The organism is Rhodococcus sp. MEB041 (assembly GCF_030208955.1).
GTDB lineage: Bacteria > Actinomycetota > Actinomycetes > Mycobacteriales > Mycobacteriaceae > Rhodococcoides.
The window spans coordinates 218,055-238,068 of sequence record NZ_JARVSZ010000001.1; the positions used below are offsets into that span (position 1 = coordinate 218,055).

Genomic DNA, 20,014 nt, shown 5'->3' on the forward strand with positions numbered 1-20,014 from the left:
CGTGGTCGTTGCGACCACTCGGCTGGGTTAGAGTGACGCGACGCACACAGGTGTCGACGCGTTCGCGTCGTGTGCGACGAGCAGTGGGAGGGATCCACATGGGTGTCGAGGTTTCGGTCGAGGGATTGACCAAGTCGTTCGGTGTGCAGAAGATCTGGCAGGACGTCACGTTGACGCTCCCGAAGGGTGAGGTCAGTGCTCTCCTGGGGCCGTCCGGTACCGGTAAGTCCGTCTTCCTCAAGTCGCTCATCGGCCTTCTCCGACCGGAGGAGGGTTCGATCGTCGTCGACGGCACGGACATCATGGAGTGCTCGTCCAAGGAGCTCTACGAGATCCGCAAGTTGTTCGGCGTGCTCTTCCAGGACGGCGCCCTCTTCGGCTCCATGAACCTGTACGACAACACCGCCTTCCCGCTTCGTGAGCACACGAAGAAGAAGGAGGACGAGATCCGCAGCATCGTCATGGAGAAGCTCGAGCTGGTCGGTCTGACCGGTGCCGAGAACAAGCTCCCCGGCGAGATCTCGGGCGGTATGCGCAAGCGTGCCGGTCTGGCGCGTGCGCTCGTCCTCGACCCCGAGATCATCCTGGTGGACGAGCCCGACTCGGGCCTCGACCCGGTACGCACCACCTACATCAGCCAGCTGCTGCTCAACATCAACGCCCAGATCGACGCGACGATGCTGATCGTCACGCACAACATCAATCTCGCGCGCACGGTGCCGGACAACATCGGCATGCTGTTCCGCAAGAACCTCGTCATGTTCGGTCCGCGCGAGGTGCTGCTCACCTCCGACGAGCCCGCCGTGAAGCAGTTCCTGAACGGCACGATGATCGGGCCGATCGGCATGAGCGAGGAGAAGGACGAGGCGCAGATGCGCCAGGAGCAGGCCCTCTCCGATGCCGGCCACAACCTCGGCGGTGTCGAGGACGTGGAGGGCATCATGCCGCAGATGGATCCCACGCCCGGCATGCCGCGTCGTCAGGCCGTGGATCGTCGTCGCGACCGGGTGCGCAGCATCATGCACACGCTGCCCGAGCACGCACAGCACGCCATCCAGCAGAGCCTCGACGAGGCGGACGGCCAGGACGGCCGTCAGGCGGAGCCGGCGTACGCGGGTGCTCAGCAGGGCTACCAGGAGTCGTACGGTCAGCAGTCGGGCCACGACCAGCAGCCGGCCTACGGCAACCAGAGCTACGACCAGGGCCAGAGCTACGACCAGGGTGAGACGTACGACCAGAATCAGGGCTACAGCAACCAGGGGTGGAGTGAGCCCGGCCAGGACCGGAACGACGGTTTTCCTTCCAGTGGCTCGCGGGGCTGACCGAAAACAATGGCTAAAACGAAGAACCCGATTCTCAAGTCGGGCACTGCAGCGCTGGCCCAGGCAGGAAACATCGTCGAACTTCTGGTCGATGTCGCGCGCAACACCTTCCGGCGCCCCTTCCAATTCCGCGAATTCATCGAACAGGCCTGGTTCATCGCCAGCGTCACCATTCTTCCGACCGCGCTGGTCGCCATTCCGTTCGGCGCGGTGGTCTCCCTGCAGACCGGGTCGCTGATCAAGCAGCTCGGCGCCGAGTCCTTCACCGGTGCCGCCAGCGTGCTGGCGGTGGTCCAGCAGGGCAGTCCCATCGTGGTGGCGTTGCTCATCGCGGGTGCGGCGGGATCGGCCGTGACGGCCGACCTCGGTTCACGCACCATCCGCGAGGAGATCGACGCCATGCGGGTGCTCGGCATCGATCCGGTGCAGCGCCTGGTCGTTCCCCGCGTGCTCGCGATGATTCTCGTCGCGCTGCTGCTCAACGGCCTGGTGTCGGTCATCGGCATCGCCGGTGGTTACTTCTTCAACGTGATCCTGCAGGACGGAACGCCCGGCGCGTACCTGGCGTCGTTCTCCACGTTGGCGCAGCTGCCCGACCTGTGGGTCGGTGAGCTCAAGGCCGTCGTGTTCGGTCTCATCGCCGGCGTCATCGCGTCCTACAAGGGGCTGCATCCCAATCCCGGTCCGAAGGGCGTGGGTGAAGCGGTGAACCAGACCGTCGTCATCACGTTCCTGATCCTGTTCTTCGCCAACCTGATCATGACGTTGGTCTACCTGCAGGTCGTCCCTGCGAAGGGAGGGTGAGCGATGACCATCGCTCGTGGTCGTGGAGACCGCACCCTGCTCCGGCTCCGTAGCGCGGCCTCGGCTCCGCTCGGTGTGCTGGACCGTGCCGGTGAACAGATGTCGTTCTACGGACGCGCGATCGGGTGGATCCCGAAGACGGCCGTGCACTACAAGAAGGAGACCCTCCGCCTGCTCGCGGAGGTGACGTTCGGTTCCGGCGCTCTCGCCGTCATCGGCGGCACCATCGGCGTCATCCTGATGATGTCCGGGTTCACCGGTGTCGTCGTCGGTCTGCAGGGCTTCGCGGCGCTCGAACAGCTCGGCAGCCAGGTGCTGACGGGCTTCCTGTCGGCGTACGTGAACACCCGTGAGATCGCGCCCATCGTGGCGTCCCTCGCGCTGTCCGCGACCGTCGGCTGCGGCTTCACCGCCCAGCTCGGCGCCATGCGCATCTCCGAGGAGATCGACGCACTCGAGGTCATGGCCGTTCCGTCCGTGCCGTTCCTGGTGTCGACGCGCATGATCGCCGGATTCATCGCCGTCATTCCGCTGTACATCGTCGGCCTGCTGTCCGCCTATCTCGCGTCCCGCTTGGTGAGCACCGTCTTCAACGGTCAGTCACCGGGCTCGTACGACCATTACTTCACGCTCTTCCTGCCCCCGGAGGACGTGCTCTACTCCTTCGCCAAGGTGCTGGTCTTCGCCTTCGTGCTCATCATGATCCACTGCTACTACGGCTACACCGCGTCGGGCGGACCCGCCGGCGTCGGCGTGGCCGTCGGTCGTGCCGTGCGTGCCGCACTGGTCACGGTCGCGGTGCTGAACTTCTTCCTGAGCCTCGCCATCTGGGGCACCACGACGACGGTGAGGGTCGCCGGATGAACCACGCTCCGTCGGCGACGCGTCGTCGCCTCCTCGGAATCGGATTCCTGCTCGTCGTCGTTCTCTTCGTCGCCTGGAGCATCACGACCTTCAACAAGACGTTCAAGGACGTCGTCATGGTCGACCTGATCACCGACACCGTCGGCAACGCGCTGCCCGCCAACGCGGACGTGAAGGCGCGCGGCATGATCGTCGGCGAGGTGCGGTCCGCCACCACCGAGAACGGTGAGGTCACCTCCGAGCTGGCACTCGATCCCGGTCTCGTGGGCACCATCCCCTCCAACGTCACCGCCCGGTTGCTGCCGAAGACGCTCTTCGGCGAGCGCTACGTCGCGCTCCAGATCCCCGAGAACTCCGCCGGCGCCAGCCCTCTCGCCGAGGGCGCGGTGATCCGTCAGGACACCAGCGGCAACGCGGTCGAGGTCGGGCAGCTGCTCGACTCGCTGCTCCCGCTCCTCGACGCCATCCCGCCGCAGGATCTCGCCAACACGCTCGGTGCGCTGTCGCAGGCTCTCGAGGGCAACGGCGAGCGGCTCGGTCTGACTCTCGACCGGCTCGAGGAGATCTTCTCGGGTCTGAACGACGAGCTGCCGAACATCCAGCAGGATCTCGTCGGCATCGCCGACCTGTCGGAGACGTACTCGACCGCGGCTCCGGATCTGATCGACGCGCTCGACAACCTGCGCGTCACCGGGAACACGGTGGTGGAGAAGCAGAACGACGTCACCACGCTCCTGGCGAGCGCCACCGCGTCGTCGGGCTCGCTGGCCGACCTGGTGCAGACCAACGCCGAGTCCATCGTGTCCATCGCGGCGGACTCCCGCGAGGCGCTCGAACTGCTCGCCGAGTTCTCCCCGTCGTTCGGCTGCACGTTCACCGAGTTCGTCCGTGTCGCCGACGAGGCGAAGAAGATCCTCTCGGTCGACGACGCGTACCCCGGCGTCCGTGCGTCGATCAACTTCGTCAACCCCAAGGGGCGCTACATCCCCAACCAGGACGAGCCGCGACTGTTCGACACCCGTGGCCCGTCGTGCTTCGAGAACGTGACCACACCCGGCAAGTTCTTCCCGCAGTACCCGGGCAGCGGCGTCAACGACGGCTCCTACCAGGTGCCGTCGCGCAACCCCGGTCCCGCGGTCGACCCCGGCGCGCTGCCCAACCCGCTGCAGTCGCTCGTCCCGGCGGCCTACGCCGGATCGGACATCGAACGGGACACGCTGGCCGTGGTCTACGGCGGAGGCTCCGGCATCTCGCCGGACCAGGTCCCCGCGTGGACCACCCTGGTGGGCGCTCCGGCGCTCCGCGGCACGGAAGTGAGTGTGCGATGAGAGGCCTAGCGGCACCGCTGATCAAGCTGATCATCTTCGCGGTGGTGACCATTCTGGCGACGGCAGCCCTGGCGTTGACCATCGCCAACGGCGCCGGGTCCGGCAAGACCAAGTTCTCGGCCATCTTCACCGACGTCTCCTCGCTCAACGAGGGCGACGAGGTGCGCATCGCCGGTGTGCGCGTCGGCCAGGTGGAGAAGATCGAGATCCACGAGCGTGACCTGGCTCAGGTGGACTTCGCGCTGACCGAGCGTGAATGGCTGCCGGCCTCCACCACCGCGACCATCCGCTACCGGAACCTGATCGGGCAGCGCTACATCGCGCTCGAGCAGGGCACGGGCGACCAGGGCGAGAAGATCACCAGCGGAGCCACCATCCCGCTCGATCGGACGTCCCCCGCGGTGAACCTGACGACGCTGTTCAACGGCTTCCGTCCGCTGTTCCAGACGCTGACGGCCGACGACGTGAACAAGCTGTCGTACGAGATCATCCAGGTCTTCCAGGGTGAGTCGGGCACCATCGGCGATCTGGTGCGCGACACCGCGAGCCTGACCAACACGGTCGCGGACAAGGATCAGGTCATCGGGGCGGTCATCGACAACCTCAACGGGGTCCTCGACACGGTGAACCAGCACGACAAGGAACTCGACCAGTTGATCGTGAACACCCAGGCGCTGGTGTCGGGGCTGTCGGCGGATCGTGACACCGTCGGCTCGGCGGTCACCTCGCTGGCCGGTCTGACCGACGCGACAGCGGATCTGCTCGAGCCGACCCGTCCGTCCATCCAGTCGGCCATCTCGTCGATCGACGGACTGTCGACCAAGATCAACAACCGGCAGCAGGACTTCGACAACATCCTGTCGAACTTCCCGGTCAAGCTCGAGAAGCTGATCCGCGTCGCCAGCTACGGCTCGTGGTTCCAGTTCTACCTGTGCGGCATCGACATCGTCGCCGGGCCGGGCTACGCGCCGCAGCTCAACCTCCCGACAGGACTGCCCACCATCAATCAGCCGCTGTACACCAACTCCGCGAAGCGTTGCGCCGCAGGAGGTATCTCGTGACGAAACGCAAGCCCGCGGTGCTGGGTGCCCTCGGCATCTTCATCATCCTGATGGCGACGCTGTCCGCGTTCTTCCTCGACTCGCTACCGATCATCGGTGCCGGATCGAAGTACACCGCGAACTTCTCCGAAGCGGCCGGTCTGCGCGTCAGCAACGAGGTGCGGATCGCCGGCGTGAAGGTCGGCAAGGTCACCGACGTCGCCCTCGACGGCGACAAGGTGAAGGTCGAGTTCACGGTCAGTGACGCGTGGGTCGGCGACAAGACGTCGGCGTCCATCCAGATCAAGACGCTGCTCGGCCAGAAGTTCCTCTCGCTCGAGCCCAAGGGCGAGGAGCGGCTGAACCCGCGCGACGCGATCCCGATCGACCGCACGACGGCCCCCTACGACGTCATCGACGCGTTCTCCGACGCCGCCCGCACCACCGGCGACATCGACACGACGCAGCTCGCGACGAGCATGGAGACGCTGTCGCAGGCGTTCTCCGAGACGCCGGAGAACATCCGCGCCTCGCTCGACGGCGTCACGCGGTTGTCCGAGACCATCTCCTCCCGTGACGACGAGCTGAGCAAGCTCTTCGCCGCGACCGACAAGACGACGCAGGTCCTCGCCGACCGCAACCAGGAGTTCACCAAGCTGATCGGTGACGCCTCGGTCCTGTTGCAGGAGTTGAACAATCGGCAGCAGTCCATCTCGCAGCTGCTCATCGGCACGCAGCGGGTGTCCACTCAGCTGACCGGTCTGATCCGCGACAACGAGGCACAGATCGGTCCCGCACTCCAGTCGCTGGGTCAGGTCATCGACACCCTGAAGACCAACAACCAGAACATCGCCGAGGCGATCAAGCTGTACTCGCCGTTCGTCCGGCTGTACACCAACATCGTCGGTAACGGCCGCTGGTTCGATCAGGTCATCGTCAACACCTTCCCGCCCGGTCTCCCGGACATTCCGGGATACCGTGAGCCGATTCGCACCCTCGGTGTGGATCCCGTCCGTAGTCCGGGAGCAGGCCAGTGACCGCATCCACCGACCAGGAAGCCCCGTCGAACGGCGGCTTCTTCAGCAAGCGCAACCTGGGAATCATCGCTGCCGTCGTCGCTGTCGTGGTGCTGGTCGTGTTCGCGCTGTGGTGGGCCTTCACCCGCCTCGGCACCACCACCATCACGTCGTACTTCGACAAGACGGTCGGCGTGTACGAGGGCACCGAGGTTCGCGTCCTCGGCGTCAAGGTCGGCACCGTCACCAAGGTCGAGGGCCTGGGCGATCAGGTGCAGGTCGACATGCGCGTCGATCGCGGCGTCGACATCCCCGCCGATGCCCGCGCCGTCCAGCTCGCGCCGTCCGTCGTCGCCGACCGCTACGTCCAGCTCGCGCCGGCGTACACCGGCGGCGAGAAGATGGAGTCCGGTGCCGTGATCCCACGCGAGCGCACGGCCACTCCCGTCGAGGTCGACGAGCTGTACAAGAGCATCGACGAGCTGTCGGCCGCGCTCGGACCGAACGGTGCCAACCAGAACGGCGCCGTCTCCGACCTCGTGACCACCGGCGCGCAGAACCTGGCCGGAAACGGTGAGGCGCTGAACGATTCGCTGACCCAGCTCTCCGGTGCCGTCGAGACGCTCGACTCGTACCGCGGCGATCTGTTCGGCACGATCCAGAATCTGCAGACGTTCGTCAGTGCACTGTCGGCGAACGACCAGCAGGTGCGTGCCTTCAACAATCAGTTGTCCTCGCTGACGAGCTTCCTGGCGGGGGAGCGGGAGAACCTCGGCCTCGCGCTGAACCAGCTCTCGGTCACGCTCGGTGACGTCGCCACCTTCGTGCGGGACAACCGGGACCAGCTGTCCAACGATCTCGACGACCTCGCTCCGACCACGCAGTTGCTCGCCGACAACCGCCAGAACCTGGCGGACACGTTGACGCTGCTGCCGCTGGCCGTCGCGAACGTCGCGAACTCCTACAACGCCGAGTCCGGATCGCTGGACGCGCGCCTGATCTTCCAGGAGTTCCAGGATCCGAAGACGTTCTTTTGCAGTCTCATCGATCTGCAGAAGCTGCGCCCGGGCGATCCGCAGTTCGAGGCGCTCGGCCGTCAGATGCAGCCGATCGTCGACAACTGCGGCGCGATCATCGACCAGGCCGTCGCCGGTGTGAAGACGCCGACGCTGGTTCTGCCGTTCGGGTTGCTCAGTGCGGACAACATCCAGCGCAACGTCGAGCCCGGCACCGTGCCCGGTGTCGAATCGCCGCGGGTCGACGACCTGCAGCTTCCGGGCCTGAACATTCCTGCGGAAGGGGAGTGACGATGAGAGTGCGCTCGCGTGGCCTGATGGCCGCCTCCGGTGCCTGCGTCGTCGCCGTGACGCTCAGTGCCTGCGGATCCAGCGGTATCTACGGGATCCCGCTGCCCGGCGGTGCCGACGTCGGATCGGATCCGATCCGGTTGACGTTGCAGTTCGACGACGTGCTGGACCTGGTTCCGCAGTCGACCGTCAAGGTCGACGGTGTCCAGGTCGGTCGGGTCACCTCGGTCTCCGTGCCGAACGACTCGTGGATCGCCGACGTCGAGGTCGAGGTCGACTCGTCCGTGGACCTGCCGGCCAACGCCATGGCGTCCGTCCAGCAGACCAACCTGCTCGGCGAGAAGTTCGTCCAGCTCAGCGTTCCGGCCGACGACGCGGCGTCCGCGCGCCTCGCCTCGGGCGACACCATCCCCGTCGAGCGGACCCGCCACGCCACCGACATCGAGCAGGTGCTCGGCGCGCTGTCGATGTTGCTCAACGGCGGCGGCGTCGCGCAGCTCGCTCCGATCGTCAAGGAGCTGAACACCGCGCTCGGCGGCCGCGAGGACCGGGTGCGGAACCTGCTCGAGGAGGCCAACTCGCTCATCGGCGGCCTCGAGGATCAGAAGGCCGACATCACGCGCGCGATCGACGGTCTCGACGTCCTCACCGGCACGCTCAACCAGCAGACCGAGAAGATCGACCGGATCCTCGTCGATCTGCCGGTCGCCACCGAGGTGCTCGAACAGCAGCGTCCGCAGCTGACACAGCTTCTCGGTCAGCTCGATCGCCTCGGGCAGGTCGGGACCGACGTCATCGAGCGTTCGAAGGACGATCTGATCGCCGACCTGCGCGCACTGCGCCCGACCCTGCAGGAGCTCTCGACCTACGGCGACGAGCTGATCACGGACCTCGCGTTCGTGCCCACGTTCCCGTTCCCCGACGGCGTCGAGAAGATCACCCAGGGCAACGCGGTCAATCTGTTCCTCAGTGTGGATCTGCAGATCGGCAACCAGCTCACCGCGCTGGGCGTCGGCCAGGGTAACCCGATCTACAGCGCGCCCCGCAACGGCGATCCCAAGCCGCGGGTCGATCCGTCGAACCCGTACTACAACGGCAACGGCCCGCGTAACTCCTTCCCGACCATCTCGCTGCTGCCTCTGCCGCCCATCATCCCGTCGCCGACCCCGGCGCCGGGTGTACCCGCCGCCGCACCGTCGGCGAACCCGTTGGACGGCATCCTGCAGCAGTTCGGGATCGTTCCTCAGAACGAAGGTGGACAGTGAGATCCAAGCTGGTCAGCACACAGCTGATCCTCTTCGTCGTCATCGCCGTGCTCGGCCTGGTGTACGTCGGTGCCAAGTACGTGCGCGTCGACCAGCTGTTCGGTTTCGGCCAGTACACGGTCACCGGTCAGTTCGCCGATTCCGGCGGCATCTTCAGCAACGCCGAGGTGACGTACCGCGGCATTCCCGTAGGGCGCGTCGGTGAGCTGAAGCTGACCGAGCAGGGCGTCGACGTCGAACTGAAGCTCGAGAAGAGCGCTCCCGACGTCCCGGCCGACACCATCGCCGTGGTGGCCAACCGCTCCGCCATCGGTGAGCAGTACGTCGATCTGCAGCCGCGCACCGATCAGGGCCCGTTCCTGCAGGACGGCGACGTCATCCTGCAGGACGACACGTCCATCCCGACGCCGGTGGAGAGCCTGCTCAAGAACGTCAAGACGCTCGCGGACTCCGTGCCGGTCGACGATCTGCACACCGTGGTGACCGAGCTCGGTACCGGCTTCGCCGGCACGGGTGACTCACTGCAGCAGCTCGTCACCTCGCTCGACAGCTTCTCCGAGGACGGTCTCGCCAACCTGCCGCAGACCCTCACGCTGATCCGCGACAGCCGCGTCGTGCTGGACACCCAGTCCGAGCAGTCGTCGTCCATTCAGCAGTTCAGCTCGGATCTGGATCTGGTCACCGCGCAGTTGCGGTCGAGCGATCCGGACATCCGACGACTGATCGACAACGGGCTTCCCGCCAGCGACCAGGTCGGCGCGCTCGTCGACCAGGCCGGCCCGGGTCTGACGACCAACCTGACGAACCTCGCGGGTGTGACCAGTGCACTGAGCCCGCGCACGTTCGCACTGCGTCCGCTGCTCCAGTTCCTCCCGGCCCTGGCGCAGGGAGCGAACTCGGCGAGTCCGGGTGACGGCACCATTCACTTCGGCATCGCGCTCGAGGTGAACAACCCGCCGTCGTGCACCCAGGGTTACGAGGGCACGCAGGCGATCCTCGACGCGGAGTACGCCAAGAATCCCGACTTCGATCCGACGCAGCAGGACTTCCCGTTGAACCTCGACGCGAACTGCACTGTGCCGCAGGGATCCCTGACGGGTGTGCGCGGCGCCAACAGCGTGCGCTTCGCCGATCCGCAGACGGTGCAGCCGTGGGACGACAAGCCTAAGGTCGCGCCGGACCCCCTGGATCTGAACCCGATCGCGACGCAGCTGGCCGCACTGCTCGGTGTGACGGTCCGCCCCTGACCGTCGAGTCGGGTGAGGAGAGGTGCGCGGTGATGGCAGCGAGAAGTTACCCTCAAGTAGGGTGTCTGCTGTGACGCCAACCACCTCTCCTTCCGACCCGGACCTCGACGGCACCGACACCGGTGACGGCACGTCCGAGTCCACGCCCGCACCGGCGCCGCGCACGTCTCCGGTCGCCACGGCGGTGACTGCCGCGGCCGCCGCGATCACGTTGATCGCGGCCGTCGTGCTGAGCATCTTCTGGTTCCTCGCGTACCAGGAGTCGTCGGACGCCTCCCTGCGGGACGACGCCCTTGTCGGCGCCCGGCAGGCGGCGATCAATCTGAACTCCGTCGACTCGAACGATCTGGACAAGACGTTCGCCGACATCGAGTCCTCCATCACCGGTGACGAGCTCACCAACGGTCTGAACGACACCAAGGATCAGTTCCGCCAGCAGTTCGCGGAGACCGGTGTGGTCACCACCGCGGCGGTGCAGCATGCGTCGCTCGTCGGGTTCAGTTCCGACGACGGCACCGCGCAGTCGCTCGTGGTCCTCACCACCGACACCACCAAGCCGGACGGCAACGAGCGGTACCAGAGCACCCTGCGTCTCGAACTCCAGGACGTGGACGGCACGTGGAAGGCCACGCGTATCCAGCCCATCGGGCAGCGCATCCCCCTCGAGGTCCCGGGCGCACCCGCTGCGACGGGCGATCCCGCTGCACCCACCGATCCCGCCGCCACCGACCCCGCAGCCCCGGTCGACCCCGCAGCTCCGGTCGACCCCGCAGCTCCGGTCGACCCCGCCGCGCCCGTCGATCCCGCTCCCGCGCCGACCGACGGCGGTCAGTGACACCTCGCTGTCACGACGCCGTCCGTCCCGCTCGCCTCGCACCAGCCAGGAGTTCTCCCTATGCCCCCCGCACGCCGTAGACCCCCCACAGGCGCTCCCCGTGTCCCCGCCGGCAGCGTTCGTCGACCCAAGGTCGCTGGACGCTCCACGGCGCCCCCCGCGGGCGGCGACGCGATCGAGAACGAGACCACGACTGCGTCCACCGACGCGGCCTCGACCGTCGACCTGTCGAAGTCGTCGGCCGACACCGCTGCGGTCGACAGCGTTGCCACGGACTCGGTCGTGGACGAGACGACCGAGGCGGACGACGGCGCCCCCGCCGGCCGCACGGCCTGGTGGACTCCCCGCACGATGCTGCTCGCCGCACTCGCGGTGGTGTTCGCCGTCATCGCGCTCCTCGCCGTGGTGCGCCCCGGTACGTCCGAGGTGAGCAACCAGGCATGGGTCGACACTCCGGCCACACTCGAGGTCACGTCGGCCGGGCGCGACGCCCTGCAGACGGTGTTCAGCTACAAGTTCGACACGATCGACCAGGATCAGGCGGCCGCCCGCGCGGTGCTGAACGACGAGCGCCGCGGGGAGTACGACTCCACCGCGGAGCAGACCAAGCAGGGCGTCATCCAGACGCAGACCACCACGACGGCCACGGTCACCGACATCGGGGTGTCACTGCTCGACGGTGACCGGGCCGAGCTGCTGGCCAGCATGGACATCGCCGCGACGCAGGACACGGTCGACCAGGGAACGGTGCAGACGCCGGTCTCGGTGACCATGGAACGTGTCGACGGAAAGTGGCTGCTCGCGACCATCGACAACCGCTGATCGCCCGCTTCGAGCGGATTCGGGGGACGAAACGCCGCTCTCGCTCTTGACGCGAGGGCTTCGGGAGTCCACTCTGATTACCGGATTCATCGAACGCGGGTGCGACCCCGCTGCCATGATCGAGATCGACGCCGGAGCAAATGGAGGCACCGGGCGCCGGGATCGACGGGCAGGGGCGTACGGCAGTTCGTGGATCACGGCCCGTGCAGTCTCCGGGCCGAGCGCGCTCCCCGCGCGGACGCGGTTGCCATATCCGCCGCATTGGGGTACTTTTGGACGTTGCGCTGGGTGCCTCCTGTCCACTTCCAGACTTTGCCTGAATCGACACGTGTGTCGATCTCTGCTGAGCGAGGACTTCGTACGGGTAGTGACCAGCGAAGTTCCCACACAAAGAAGCAGATTAGCGACGGTCGCGCAGTGCACGAAGCGGCCCGCGTGAGGTGCTGGAAGGACGCATCTTGGCAGTCTCCACCCAGTCCAAGGAAAACGCCGGAACTCCCGGAGCCCCGAAGAGGGTGTCGTTCGCGAAGATTCGCGAACCCCTCGAAGTACCGGGGTTGCTCGATCTTCAGACCGATTCGTTCGAGTGGCTCGTCGGCACGCCGGAGTGGCGCGCACGTGCGGAAGCACGTGGCGACAGCTCTCGCAGCGGCGGTCTCGAGGACATCCTGACGGAGCTCTCTCCGATCGAGGACTTCTCCGGCTCGATGTCCCTCTCCTTCTCCGATCCGCGCTTCGACGAGGTCAAGGCCTCGATCGACGAGTGCAAGGACAAGGACATGACCTACGCGGCGCCGTTGTTCGTCACCGCGGAGTTCATCAACAACAACACCGGTGAGATCAAGAGCCAGACGGTCTTCATGGGTGACTTCCCGATGATGACCGACAAGGGCACGTTCATCATCAACGGCACCGAGCGCGTCGTCGTCTCGCAGCTCGTGCGTTCCCCGGGTGTCTACTTCGACCACGCCGTCGACAAGACCACCGAGAAGGATCTGCACAGCGTCAAGGTCATCCCCGGCCGCGGCGCCTGGCTCGAGTTCGACGTCGACAAGCGCGACACCGTCGGTGTCCGCATCGACCGCAAGCGTCGTCAGCCCGTCACCGTGCTCCTCAAGGCACTCGGCTGGACCACCGAGCAGATCACCGAGCGCTTCGGCTTCTCGGAGATCCTCATGGCCACGCTGGAGAAGGACAACACGGCCGGCACCGACGAGGCGCTGCTCGACATCTACCGCAAGCTCCGCCCGGGCGAGCCGCCCACGAAGGAGAGCGCGCAGACCCTGCTGGAGAACCTGTTCTTCAAGGAGAAGCGCTACGACCTCGCACGCGTGGGTCGCTACAAGATCAACAAGAAGCTGGGCCTGAACTCGGGTCTGCCCATCGAGGCGTCGACGCTGACCGAAGAGGACATCGTCGCCACCATCGAGTACCTCGTGCGTCTGCACGCGGGCGAGAAGTCGATGACGGCACCCGACGGCGTCGAGGTTCCCGTGGAGGTCGACGACATCGACCACTTCGGCAACCGTCGTCTCCGCACGGTCGGCGAGCTGATCCAGAACCAGATCCGCGTGGGCCTGTCCCGCATGGAGCGTGTGGTCCGCGAGCGGATGACCACCCAGGACGTCGAGGCCATCACGCCGCAGACCCTGATCAACATCCGTCCCGTGGTCGCTGCCATCAAGGAGTTCTTCGGAACCTCGCAGCTGTCGCAGTTCATGGACCAGAACAACCCGCTGTCGGGTCTGACGCACAAGCGTCGCCTGTCGGCGCTGGGCCCCGGCGGTCTGTCGCGTGAGCGCGCCGGCCTCGAGGTCCGCGACGTCCACCCGTCGCACTACGGCCGCATGTGCCCCATCGAGACCCCGGAAGGCCCGAACATCGGCCTGATCGGATCGCTCTCGGTGTACGCCCGTGTGAACCCGTTCGGTTTCATCGAGACGCCGTACCGCAAGGTCGTCCAGGGACAGGTCACCGACGACGTCGACTACCTGACCGCCGACGAGGAGGACCGCCACGTCGTGGCGCAGGCCAACTCGTCGATCGACACCTCGGGTCGCTTCGTCGACGAGAAGATCCTCGTCCGCCGTAAGGGTGGAGAGGTCGAATTCGTCTCGTCGATGGACGTCGACTACATGGACGTCTCGCCTCGGCAGATGGTCTCGGTCGCCACGGCGATGATCCCGTTCCTCGAGCACGACGACGCCAACCGCGCTCTGATGGGCGCGAACATGCAGCGTCAGGCCGTGCCGCTGGTGCGCAGCGAGGCTCCGCTCGTCGGAACCGGCATGGAGCTGCGTGCCGCTGTCGATGCCGGCGACGTCATCGTCAACGAGAAGTCCGGTGTCATCGAGGAGGTGTCCGCCGACTACGTCACCGTGATGGCGGACGACGGCACTCGCAACACCTACCGGATGCGCAAGTTCGCGCGCTCGAACCAGGGCACCTGTGCCAACCAGCGTCCGATCGTGGACGAGGGCGCACGGGTCGAGGCCGGCCAGGTCCTGGCCGACGGTCCCTGCACCGAGAACGGTGAGATGGCGCTGGGCAAGAACCTGCTCGTCGCGATCATGCCGTGGGAGGGCCACAACTACGAGGACGCGATCATCCTGTCGCAGCGCCTCGTGGAAGAGGACGTCCTGACCTCGATCCACATCGAGGAGCACGAGATCGATGCCCGCGACACCAAGCTCGGTGCCGAGGAGATCACCCGTGACATCCCGAACGTCTCGGACGAGGTCCTCGCCGATCTCGACGAGCGCGGCATCATCCGTATCGGTGCCGAGGTTCGTGACGGCGACGTCCTGGTCGGAAAGGTCACGCCGAAGGGCGAGACCGAGCTGACCCCGGAGGAGCGCCTGCTGCGCGCCATCTTCGGCGAGAAGGCCCGCGAGGTCCGCGACACGTCTCTGAAGGTTCCGCACGGCGAGAACGGAAAGGTCATCGGCATTCGCGTGTTCTCGCGCGAGGACGACGACGATCTGCCTCCCGGCGTGAACGAGCTGGTCCGCGTCTACGTGGCCCAGAAGCGCAAGATCCAGGACGGCGACAAGCTCGCCGGCCGCCACGGCAACAAGGGCGTCATCGGCAAGATCCTCCCCCAGGAGGACATGCCGTTCCTGTCCGACGGCACCCCGGTCGACATCATCCTGAACACGCACGGCGTCCCACGTCGTATGAACATCGGTCAGATCCTCGAGACCCACCTCGGCTGGATCGGCAAGACCGGATGGAACATTCAGGTGGCCGCGGACGGAGTCCGACCCGACTGGGCCGCGACGCTGCCCGAGGAGATGCTGGCCGCCGAGGCGGACACCAACATCGCCACCCCGGTGTTCGACGGTGCGAAGGAGGACGAGCTCACCGGCCTGCTGGCGAGCACGATCCCGAACCGCGACGGCGAGCGCATGGTCGGCGCGGACGGAAAGGCCACCCTGTTCGACGGCCGTTCCGGCGAGCCGTTCCCGTACCCGGTCTCCGTGGGCTACATGTACATCATCAAGCTGCACCACCTCGTCGACGACAAGATCCACGCTCGTTCGACCGGTCCGTACTCGATGATCACGCAGCAGCCCCTCGGTGGTAAGGCGCAGTTCGGTGGACAGCGCTTCGGCGAGATGGAGTGCTGGGCCATGCAGGCCTACGGCGCTGCGTACACGCTGCAGGAGCTCCTCACCATCAAGTCCGACGACGTGGTCGGCCGCGTGAAGGTCTACGAGGCCATCGTCAAGGGCGAGAACATCCCGGAGCCCGGTATCCCCGAGTCCTTCAAGGTGCTCCTCAAGGAGCTCCAGTCGCTGTGCCTCAACGTGGAGGTGCTGTCCTCGGACGGCGCGGCCATCACGATGGCGGACGGCGACGACGAGGATCTCGAGCGTGCCGCGGCCAACCTGGGAATCAATCTCTCCCGCAACGAGTCCGCGACCGTCGACGATCTCGCGCAGTAATCGGTGACAGGCCGGCGCGAGGGGACTCGCGTCGGCCCACCCCCGATCACTCGTAGCAGCAGAAAACTATCCCTGAGAAGGGGAAAGGAAGTACGACGTGCTGGACGTCAACTTCTTCGATGAACTCCGCATCGGTCTCGCGACCGCGGACGACATCCGCAATTGGTCCTACGGCGAGGTCAAGAAGCCGGAGACCATCAACTACCGCACGCTCAAGCCCGAGAAGGACGGCCTGTTCTGCGAGAAGATCTTCGGACCTACTCGCGACTGGGAGTGCTACTGCGGCAAGTACAAGCGCGTGCGCTTCAAGGGCATCATCTGTGAGCGCTGCGGCGTCGAGGTGACTCGCGCCAAGGTGCGTCGTGAGCGCATGGGCCACATCGAGCTGGCCGCACCGGTCACGCACATCTGGTACTTCAAGGGTGTTCCGTCGCGCCTCGGCTACCTGCTGGACCTGGCGCCGAAGGATCTCGAGAAGATCATCTACTTCGCCGCCTACGTCATCACGTCGGTCGACGACGAGCTGCGCCACAACGAGCTCTCCACTCTCGAGGCCGAGATGGAGGTCGAGAAGAAGGCCGTCGCCGATCAGCGTGACGCCGACCTCGAGGCCCGTGCGCAGAAGCTCGAGGCCGACATCGCCGAGCTCGAGGCGGAGGGCGCCAAGTCCGACGTCCGTCGCAAGGTCAAGGACGGTGGCGAGCGCGAGATGCGTCAGCTCCGTGACCGCGCGCAGCGTGAGCTGGATCGTCTCGAGGAGATCTGGACCACCTTCACCAAGCTGGCCAAGAAGCAGCTCATCGTCGACGAGCTCATCTACCGCGAGCTGATCGACCGCTACGGCGAGTACTTCACGGGTGCGATGGGCGCGGAGTCCATCCAGAAGCTCATGGAGACCTTCGACATCGAGGCCGAGGCCGAGAGCCTGCGCGAGACCATCCGCAGTGGCAAGGGCCAGAAGAAGCTCCGCGCGCTGAAGCGTCTCAAGGTCGTCGCCGCGTTCCAGTCCACGGGCAACTCGCCCATGGGCATGGTGCTCGACGCCGTGCCGGTGATCCCGCCGGAGCTGCGTCCGATGGTGCAGCTCGACGGTGGACGTTTCGCGACGTCCGACCTCAACGATCTGTACCGCCGCGTCATCAACCGCAACAACCGCCTCAAGCGACTGATCGACCTCGGTGCTCCCGAGATCATCGTCAACAACGAGAAGCGGATGCTGCAGGAGTCGGTCGACGCCCTGTTCGACAACGGTCGTCGCGGCCGTCCGGTCACCGGACCGGGCAACCGCCCGCTCAAGTCGCTGTCCGATCTGCTCAAGGGCAAGCAGGGTCGTTTCCGTCAGAACCTGCTCGGCAAGCGCGTCGACTACTCGGGCCGTTCGGTCATCGTCGTCGGACCGCAGCTCAAGCTGCACCAGTGCGGTCTGCCGAAGCTCATGGCACTCGAGCTGTTCAAGCCGTTCGTGATGAAGCGTCTGGTGGATCTCAACCACGCGCAGAACATCAAGTCGGCCAAGCGCATGGTCGAGCGTCAGCGCGCACAGGTGTGGGACGTCCTCGAAGAGGTCATCGCCGAGCACCCCGTGCTGCTGAACCGCGCACCGACGCTGCACCGTCTGGGCATCCAGGCATTCGAGCCGCAGCTGGTCGAGGGCAAGGCCATCCAGCTGCACCCCCTCGTGTGCGAGGCGTTCAACGCCGACTTCGACGGTGACCAGATGGCAGTACACCTGCCGCTGTCCGCCGAGGCGCAGGCCGAGGCACGCATCCTGATGCTGTCGTCGAACAACATCCTGTCGCCGGCATCGGGCCGACCGCTCGCCATGCCGCGTCTGGACATGGTGACGGGTCTGTTCCACCTGACGCGTCTCGACGACAAGGCTCTGGGCGAGTTCCAGGCCTCGACGTCCGACTCGGCGGAGCTGGGCATCTACGCCAGCCCGGCCGAGGCGCAGATGGCCGTCGATCGCGGCGTCCTGACCGTGCAGTCGCAGATCAAGGTGCGTCTGACGCAGCAGCGTCCGTCGCGCGAGATCGAGGCGGAGCTGTTCCCCGACGGCTGGACCCCGGGCGATGCCTGGACCGCCGAGACGACGCTGGGCCGCGTGCTCTTCAACGAGCTGCTCCCGACGAACTACCCGTTCGTCAACGAGCAGATGCCGAAGAAGCGCCAGGCGACGATCATCAACGATCTCGCCGAGCGGTACCCGATGATCGTGGTCGCGCAGACCGTCGACAAGCTCAAGGACGCCGGCTTCTACTGGGCCACGCGTTCGGGTGTCACGATCTCCATCTCCGACGTCCTCGTGCCGCCGGAGAAGCCGCAGATCCTCGAGGAGTTCGAGGCTCAGGCCGACCGCCTGGAGAAGCAGTACCAGCGTGGCGCTCTCGACCGGACCGAGCGCAACTCGGCCCTGGTCAAGATCTGGCAGGAAGCCACCGAGCAGGTCGGTAAGGCCATGGAGGCCCACTTCCCCGACGAGAACCCGATCCCGATGATCGTGAAGTCCGGCGCGGCCGGAAACATGACGCAGGTGCGGTCGCTCGCCGGCATGAAGGGTCTGGTGACCAACCCGAAGGGTGAGTTCATCCCGCGCCCGATCAAGTCCTCCTTCAAGGAGGGCCTGACGGTCCTGGAGTACTTCATCAACACGCACGGTGCTCGTAAGGGTCTGGCCGACACGGCGCTTCGTACCGCCGACTCGGGCTACCTGACGCGTCGTCTGGTCGACGTCTCGCAGGACGTCATCGTTCGGGAGACCGACTGTGGCACCGAGCGCGGCATCACCACGGTGATCGCGGAGAAGCTGGCCGACGGCTCGATGATCCGCGACGCGCACGTCGAGACCTCGACGTACGCCCGCACCCTGGCCGCCGACGCGGTCGACGCCGACGGCAACGTCATCGTCGAGCGTGGACACGACCTGGGCGACCCGGCCATCGACGCGCTGCTCGCAGCGGGCATCACGTCGGTCAAGGTCCGTTCGGTGCTCACCTGCACCACCGGAACCGGCGTCTGCGCCACCTGCTACGGCCGTTCCATGGCCACCGGCAAGCTCGTCGACATCGGCGAGGCCGTCGGTATCGTCGCGGCACAGTCGATCGGTGAGCCCGGCACGCAGCTCACGATGCGTACCTTCCACCAGGGTGGTGTGGCCGGCGACGACATCACCGGTGGTCTGCCCCGAGTGCAGGAGCTCTTCGAGGCTCGTGTGCCCAAGGGCAAGGCGCCCATCGCGGACGTCTCGGGTCGCATCCAGCTCGAGGACGGTGACCGTTTCTACAAGATCACCATCGTCCCGGACGACGGCGGCGAAGAGGTCGTCTACGACAAGCTCTCCAAGCGTCAGCGTCTGCGTGTCTTCAAGCACGACGACGGCACGGAGCGTCTGTTGTCGGACGGTGACCACGTCGAGGTCGGTCAGCAGCTCATGGAAGGTGCTGCCGATCCCCACGAGGTCCTGCGAGTCATGGGCCCGCGCCAGGTGCAGATCCACCTCGTCAACGAGGTCCAGGAGGTGTACCGCAGCCAGGGTGTGTCCATCCACGACAAGCACATCGAGACGATCGTTCGTCAGATGCTCCGCCGCGTGACCATCATCGATTCGGGCTCCACGGAGTTCCTGCCCGGATCGCTGACCGAGCGCAGTGAGTTCGAGTCGAGCAACCGTCGCGTCGTGTCCGAGGGTGGCGAGCCCGCGGCCGGACGTCCGGTGCTGATGGGTATCACCAAGGCATCGCTGGCGACCGACTCGTGGCTGTCCGCGGCGTCGTTCCAGGAGACCACCCGAGTGCTGACCGACGCGGCGATCAACTGCCGCTCGGACAAGCTCATCGGTCTCAAGGAGAACGTGATCATCGGAAAGCTGATCCCCGCCGGCACCGGCATCAACCGGTACCGGAACATCACGGTTCAGCCCACCGAGGAAGCACGTGCCGCGGCCTACGCGGTGCCGTCGTACGACGATCAGTACTACAGCGCGGACGGCTTCGGCCAGAACACCGGTGCTGCAGTGCCGCTCGACGACTACGGTTTCTCCGGCGACTACCGCTAGAGACGAGCAACGCACGAGCCCCATCCCGCTTCGGCGGGGTGGGGCTCGTGTCGTTTCCAGCGTGTTCGCGCCGCTCGGCTGGGCTGCGCCGCGCGCTGCGCACGGTGGTGTGCGCAGGTTGCAGAGTGCGCTGATGGCCGGGCGCAGCGCGCGGCGGTCCCGG

General features: G+C 66.2%; 13 protein-coding genes. All 13 read left to right on the top strand.

Translation table 11 applies throughout. The features are described 5' to 3' along the window. Positions 1 to 98 precede the first annotated feature (98 nt). Positions 99 to 1,322: an ABC transporter ATP-binding protein gene (locus QRN16_RS01225; protein WP_285184350.1), complete on the top strand. Its 1,224-nt coding sequence runs from the start codon at positions 99 to 101 to the stop codon at positions 1,320 to 1,322. 9 nt (positions 1,323 to 1,331) lie between these two features. Further along, complete coding sequence (locus QRN16_RS01230) at positions 1,332 to 2,126, top strand: MlaE family ABC transporter permease (protein ID WP_027504566.1); 795 nt, start codon at positions 1,332 to 1,334, stop codon at positions 2,124 to 2,126. Positions 2,127 to 2,129: 3 nt separating this feature from the next. Then, positions 2,130 to 2,990: an MlaE family ABC transporter permease gene (locus QRN16_RS01235; RefSeq protein ID WP_027504567.1), complete on the top strand. Its 861-nt coding sequence runs from the start codon at positions 2,130 to 2,132 to the stop codon at positions 2,988 to 2,990. After that, positions 2,987 to 4,318, top strand: coding sequence for an MCE family protein (locus QRN16_RS01240; protein ID WP_285184351.1), 1,332 nt, complete (start codon positions 2,987 to 2,989; stop codon positions 4,316 to 4,318). Before QRN16_RS01235 ends, QRN16_RS01240 begins: the two co-directional genes overlap by 4 nt. Further along, positions 4,315 to 5,379 carry an MCE family protein gene (locus QRN16_RS01245; protein WP_222639268.1) on the top strand — a complete coding sequence of 355 codons (1,065 nt, stop codon included), beginning with the start codon at positions 4,315 to 4,317 and terminating at the stop codon, positions 5,377 to 5,379. Before QRN16_RS01240 ends, QRN16_RS01245 begins: the two co-directional genes overlap by 4 nt. After that, a complete protein-coding gene (locus QRN16_RS01250; protein WP_285184352.1) occupies positions 5,376 to 6,395 on the top strand; it encodes an MCE family protein in 1,020 nt (339 codons plus the stop codon). The genes QRN16_RS01245 and QRN16_RS01250 overlap by 4 nt, the downstream gene beginning before the upstream one ends. 56 nt (positions 6,396 to 6,451) lie before the next feature. Beyond that, positions 6,452 to 7,681 carry an MCE family protein gene (locus QRN16_RS01255; protein ID WP_027504571.1) on the top strand — a complete coding sequence of 410 codons (1,230 nt, stop codon included), beginning with the start codon at positions 6,452 to 6,454 and terminating at the stop codon, positions 7,679 to 7,681. Positions 7,682 to 7,683: 2 nt separating this feature from the next. Further along, positions 7,684 to 8,946, top strand: coding sequence for an MCE family protein (locus QRN16_RS01260; RefSeq protein WP_027504572.1), 1,263 nt, complete (start codon positions 7,684 to 7,686; stop codon positions 8,944 to 8,946). Beyond that, the gene (locus tag QRN16_RS01265; RefSeq protein WP_027504573.1) at positions 8,943 to 10,193 is read left to right on the top strand and encodes an MCE family protein; all 1,251 of its coding nucleotides are present in this window, start codon (positions 8,943 to 8,945) and stop codon (positions 10,191 to 10,193) included. The genes QRN16_RS01260 and QRN16_RS01265 overlap by 4 nt, the downstream gene beginning before the upstream one ends. 70 nt (positions 10,194 to 10,263) lie before the next feature. Beyond that, the gene (locus QRN16_RS01270; RefSeq protein ID WP_285184354.1) at positions 10,264 to 11,028 is read left to right on the top strand and encodes an Rv1363c family protein; all 765 of its coding nucleotides are present in this window, start codon (positions 10,264 to 10,266) and stop codon (positions 11,026 to 11,028) included. Positions 11,029 to 11,088: 60 nt separating this feature from the next. After that, positions 11,089 to 11,850, top strand: a complete 762-nt coding sequence (locus QRN16_RS01275; RefSeq protein ID WP_285184355.1) for a hypothetical protein — start codon at positions 11,089 to 11,091, stop codon at positions 11,848 to 11,850. Positions 11,851 to 12,290: 440 nt separating this feature from the next. Next, positions 12,291 to 15,797: a DNA-directed RNA polymerase subunit beta gene (gene rpoB, locus QRN16_RS01280; RefSeq protein ID WP_285184356.1), complete on the top strand. Its 3,507-nt coding sequence runs from the start codon at positions 12,291 to 12,293 to the stop codon at positions 15,795 to 15,797. A 97-nt stretch (positions 15,798 to 15,894) separates the two neighbouring features. Beyond that, positions 15,895 to 19,851, top strand: coding sequence for a DNA-directed RNA polymerase subunit beta' (locus tag QRN16_RS01285; RefSeq protein ID WP_027504575.1), 3,957 nt, complete (start codon positions 15,895 to 15,897; stop codon positions 19,849 to 19,851). The last annotated feature ends 163 nt before the right edge of the window (positions 19,852 to 20,014 follow it).

Excerpts from the sequence above, each read along its gene's own strand:
- QRN16_RS01240 (WP_285184351.1), top strand. The coding sequence starts at position 2,987 with ATGAACCACGCTCCGTCGGCGACGCGTCGTCGCCTCCTCGGAATCGGA.
- QRN16_RS01235 (WP_027504567.1), top strand. The coding sequence starts at position 2,130 with ATGACCATCGCTCGTGGTCGTGGAGACCGCACCCTGCTCCGGCTCCGT.
- QRN16_RS01275 (WP_285184355.1), top strand. The coding sequence starts at position 11,089 with ATGCCCCCCGCACGCCGTAGACCCCCCACAGGCGCTCCCCGTGTCCCC.
- QRN16_RS01230 (WP_027504566.1), top strand. The coding sequence starts at position 1,332 with ATGGCTAAAACGAAGAACCCGATTCTCAAGTCGGGCACTGCAGCGCTG.
- QRN16_RS01245 (WP_222639268.1), top strand. The coding sequence starts at position 4,315 with ATGAGAGGCCTAGCGGCACCGCTGATCAAGCTGATCATCTTCGCGGTG.
- QRN16_RS01260 (WP_027504572.1), top strand. The coding sequence starts at position 7,684 with ATGAGAGTGCGCTCGCGTGGCCTGATGGCCGCCTCCGGTGCCTGCGTC.
- QRN16_RS01225 (WP_285184350.1), top strand. The coding sequence starts at position 99 with ATGGGTGTCGAGGTTTCGGTCGAGGGATTGACCAAGTCGTTCGGTGTG.